General features: G+C 60.3%; 4 protein-coding genes and 1 pseudogene. 3 read left to right on the forward strand and 2 right to left on the reverse strand.

The annotated features are described in order from the left end of the window. Positions 1–130: 130 nt before the first annotated feature. Both F3J08_RS17630 and F3J08_RS16610 read right to left on the reverse strand, forming a co-directional pair. Positions 131–619 (reverse strand): DDE-type integrase/transposase/recombinase, encoded by a 489-nt coding sequence (locus F3J08_RS17630; RefSeq protein ID WP_166931830.1) that lies wholly within the window; start codon positions 617–619, stop codon positions 131–133. Then, positions 526–1,679, reverse strand: a protein-coding gene (locus tag F3J08_RS16610) for an IS3 family transposase (RefSeq protein ID WP_370458766.1) whose coding sequence is annotated in 2 segments (ribosomal slippage) — positions 526–1,400 and positions 1,400–1,679 — 1,155 coding nt in all. Because the reading frame shifts where the segments join, the coding sequence is not laid out codon by codon here. The genes F3J08_RS17630 and F3J08_RS16610 overlap by 94 nt, the downstream gene beginning before the upstream one ends. Positions 1,680–1,766: 87 nt before the next feature. Here F3J08_RS16610 and F3J08_RS16615 point away from each other — a divergent pair. The 3 genes and pseudogenes from F3J08_RS16615 to F3J08_RS17635 form a co-directional block, all read left to right on the forward strand. After that, positions 1,767–1,916 (forward strand): annotated as a pseudogene (locus tag F3J08_RS16615) (transposase); the annotation flags it as partial. 171 nt (positions 1,917–2,087) lie between these two features. Further along, positions 2,088–3,575, forward strand: coding sequence for a Hint domain-containing protein (locus F3J08_RS16620; protein WP_166931833.1), 1,488 nt, complete (start codon positions 2,088–2,090; stop codon positions 3,573–3,575). 6 nt (positions 3,576–3,581) lie between these two features. Next, entirely contained in the window at positions 3,582–3,845 is a 264-nt protein-coding gene (locus tag F3J08_RS17635) for a transposase (protein ID WP_166931838.1), read from the forward strand. Positions 3,846–4,173: the final 328 nt, after the last annotated feature.

Genomic DNA, 4,173 nt, shown 5'->3' on the forward strand with positions numbered 1-4,173 from the left:
ACCGCTCTTTCCCGGCACATCCATCGTGTCCGGGCTCTCGCCCAATGGAATAACGCGACCGCTCTCAGCGCCTGAATACCCATCCCCCGGGCGTTTCCTACCTTGCGTCAGTTAACGTGACATCACCGTTCTAGATGCCGTACTGCCTCTTGATCACGCTCACTTCTCCTATGGTCCCTTCTTGCTGCTGCCACGGTCTTCCTTGTCCTTTCTGCAGAGCGCGCATCACCCCGAAGCGCTTGATTGTGGCATATGCTGTTTTGGGGGTTTTGAACCCACGGACCGGCTTGATCAACTGCTTGAGCTTACCGTGATCGGCCTCGATCACGGTGTTCAGATACGGCACATGTCGGTACAACATCTGCTTGGCGGGCTTGGCCGCCCTCTCGCCTTGGTCAATTGCAATCTTGTAGGTCGGTGCTGTGTCCGTGTTGATCGTCTCGAACTTCTTCCAGTCTCTCGGACCGTTCAGTGCCTTGGCGTTCCGGGGCGGCGCTGATCTGGCCCCTGTTTCGCCGTACGGATTTAAGCGGTTGTAGAAACCAGTGCGCGATGCTCGCGCGGCGAACGTATTTTGAGTCCTGAGTGCGGATGGTTGTCGTTGTAGTCCTCGATCCATCCGGCAAGCGATGTCAACGCGGTGAGCGCATCGGGCAGCGGCGAGACACGGACGTAATCGCGTTTGAGCGTGTGCACGAAGGCCTCGGAGATGCCGTTGGACTGCGGGCTGCGGACAGGCGTGAAGCAGGGTTTGAGCCCGAGTTGCCGGGCGAAGGTTCGTGTCTCGCGAGCGGTATAGGCCGAGCCGTTGTCGGACAGCATTTCGATCGGCGTGGTCGCACGCATGCCGCCTAAGCGGGTTTCCACGGCTTCAAGCATGATGTCGCGTATGTGCGAGCCGCTGATGCCGGCGTTGGCGACGGCGACCCAGGCGATGATCTCGCGGTCGTGGGCATCGATGACGAAGGCGCCGCGCATGATCTCGCCGTTCCAGCAGGCGAACTCGAAGCCGTCCGAGCACCAGCGCAGATTGGAGCGGATCGCCACGACTACGCCGTCATGCCCGTAGTCGGGCCGCTCGGTGTAGCGCCGCGTCAGCAGCAGGCGGTCGGCCACCATGATGCGGTAAACCCGTTTGTGGTTGGCCAACGCCAGCCCTTCGGCGCGAAGCTGTCGATTGAGGACCGCCGCGATGCGGCGGTAGCCATAGGTAGGCCGCTGCGCGGCGATCTGGCGGATACGGGGCAGCAGATCCGCGTCCCCGGCCTTGGTGTAAGACCCGTGCGTCCTAGTGCTGCCGGTCAGGCGGTCATACACCGTCGAGCGTCCAACGCCCAGCGTGCTGGCGACCAGGCTCACCGGATAGTCTCCGGCAGCGGCGAGTGCATGAGCAAGCTCACTTTTTTTGGGCGCGAGCGCTCCAGTTCGCGGATGCGGTTGTCCATCTCGGGGACCTGCCGGTTGCTGGTCACGTCATCGTCGTCGGCAACCGCGACGCTCCCGCCTTCCAGCCTCAACCGCCGCCAGCGGTACAGCAGATTCGGCGCCACGCCATTGCGGCGCGCCACCACCAAAATGCTCTCGAGACCATCGAGCGTTTCCTTGACGATCCTCAGCTTCTCAGGCGTGCTCCAATGGCGACGACGACCGCTATCGGTGATGATTTCGGACACGGACATAAGCCTATGCTCAGGGGATAACCTCAAGCCTCCTTCTTAGGCTTAAATCCGTCCGGTCGAAACAGGGGCCAGCTCAACCATTAAACGCAGGTTTCAAGCACGAATCCCATCGAGCGGCTCAATCGGGAAATTAAAAGACGGCCCGATGTCATCGAGATCTTCTCTGATGAAGCCGCCATCATCCGCCTGGTGGGTGCCCTGATCCCAGAACGGAATGACGAATGGATCTTCTGCCGTTGATACATGACACTGGAAGGCTTGGCAACCCTAAGCTATAATTCCACTGTAAGCCTGCCGTATGGCAACCTGAGCCCATCGACACCCTGTCGAGGACCCGGTGGGCTCCTACACCACGCCTAGGGACACAGCCTTGGTCTGACAGGACCAGAACCAGAAAAGGAGACCGCGATGTCGGCGCCAGTTCAGTTCGGTGAAAGATTGCAGAACGACCATTTTGTAACCGGCACCTATGCCCCCCCCCCGGGGGGAGCAGCCCCCTTGCCCTTCGTTCCTGGTCCGCCGGTTCCGGCTGGCAATGTGCTGACGGTAGAGGGCACCGTCGCCCAAGTGGGCGATGTGGTGAATCTCACCCTCGCCTTCACGCCTCCTCCTCCTCCGGGCGTGACGCCCCTCCCGCCCGTCATTTCGAACTCTACAGGAACCTATGAGGGTTACTACGTTTCGGGGAACGAGTCGGTTTTCGTCTTCCTCGTGAATCCTCCACTTCCCGGATTGGGTTCCGCGATCGCGCTCACGCAGGATGGCGCGCGGGTACCGACGGCTTCGGGACCGGAGTTCCTGCATACCGGCGTGCCGGACGTCTGCTTTCTTCGCGGCACAATGATCGACACGCCGCGCGGCGAGCTGCCCGTCGAATTTCTGTCCGTCGGCGATGAGGTGTCGGTATTAGAGAAAGGTCAGTTGGTGTTTAGGACTGTGGCGTGGGTTGGCAGCCAATCCGTGTTCTTCGATGGATCGAAAGCGGACGACGATTCATTCCCCGTGCGCATCCGTTGCGGAGCGTTTCGCCCTGGCGTGCCGCATCGCGATCTGCTGGTCACGTCCGAACATTGCGTGTTCGTGGACGGTGTTCTCATTCCGGTGAGGATGCTGGTCAACGAAAGGTCGATCGTCGTGGAGCGCGGCATGGACGCATTCGAATATTTCCATGTCGAGCTCGATCAACACGGCATCCTGATCGCCGAGGGTCTGGAGACCGAAAGCTATCTGGACACAGGAAACCGCGATCGCTTCAGGCAGCAACTGGATCGCGACGTCGCGCCCAAGAGTTGGGCCGAAGACGCCGCCGCTCCGCTCACGGTTGCGCGGGAAATGGTGGAGCCGATCTGGAACCGCCTAGCGTCCCGGGCAAAGGCGATGAACATGCCGCTGGTGGCGGAACACGTGTTAACGATGGAGCCGGAGTTGCGGCTCGCCACCTGGAGCGGGCTGGTCATCACTCCGGTTTCGGTGGAGGGCCGCTTCCACGACTTCATTGTGCCAGTAATCGAGGATACGATCTGGCTGCGTTCTCGCTCCGCCCGGCCGTCTGAGACAGTCGGACGATATGTGGACGATCGTCGTTATCTTGGTGTTCTCGTGGGGCGGATCAATATCCTCGAAGGTAGACATCGTTCGGATTACAATACCCATCTCAGTGTGGAACGACTTAGTGGCTGGCATACCCTTGAGGCCGGAACCGAAAGTCGCTGGACCAACGGTAACGCGAGCCTTTCTTCATTGCCGTTGTCGGCGGATGGTCGTCCGGTTCGCGTGCGCATTGAGGTGCTCGCCGCCGGACCTTATCGGCGCGTTGTCGACGGTCCCACGGCATTTCTTTCTTCTGGCCGTCACACGTCGGCGCGGGTACACAAATCACGGGTCATGCCGATATGATGAGGTATGCTGTTTAGACATCATAGAAAACATCGGCACTGTATCCCGCGCAGGATCTATCGGGTTGTAAACTCTTCGCCCTATGAGGAGGGGCTCCGTCAGCGTGGGTCGATCACGATCTGGCTGGATCCCTCGGTAAGGGAGAATTGGCCCCCGGTCCGCAGGTTGTCACGCGGCCATCCGTTTCGCTATTCCGATGAGGTGATCGAGGCGGTGCGCCGACTGCGTCTATTACTCTGCACGCCGCTGGGTATACGGAGGGCTTCGTGACCTCTCTATTCGAATGCTCAGGATCGCGTTTCACGTTTCCGATCACACCACATCGTCGCGCCGGAGCGAGGCATTCGCCCAGTGTTCACTTCGTCCTCCTCCGCCAGACGAGCCTCTGAACCCATATGGGCCGCTGGCTATCACGATCGACAGCATGGCTCTGGCAGGTTGTGGAAATTCGGGGTGCAAAAGTGGTGCTGAGGGTGATGTCACGTTAACTGACGCAAGGTAGGAAACGCCCGGGGGATGGGTATTCAGGCGCTGAGAGCGGTCGCGTTATTCCATTGGGCGAGAGCCCGGACACGATGGATGTGCCGGGAAAGAGCGG

It is taken from the genome of Asaia sp. As-1742 (assembly GCF_011753235.1).
GTDB classification, from domain to species: domain Bacteria; phylum Pseudomonadota; class Alphaproteobacteria; order Acetobacterales; family Acetobacteraceae; genus Asaia; species Asaia bogorensis_B.

What these genes read in the sequence shown, in the direction of transcription:
- F3J08_RS17630 (WP_166931830.1), bottom strand. Translation starts at nt 619, where the DNA reads ATGGATCGAGGACTACAACGACAACCATCCGCACTCAGGACTCAAAAT.
- F3J08_RS16620 (WP_166931833.1), top strand. Translation starts at nt 2,088, where the DNA reads ATGTCGGCGCCAGTTCAGTTCGGTGAAAGATTGCAGAACGACCATTTT.
- F3J08_RS17635 (WP_166931838.1), top strand. Translation starts at nt 3,582, where the DNA reads ATGCTGTTTAGACATCATAGAAAACATCGGCACTGTATCCCGCGCAGG.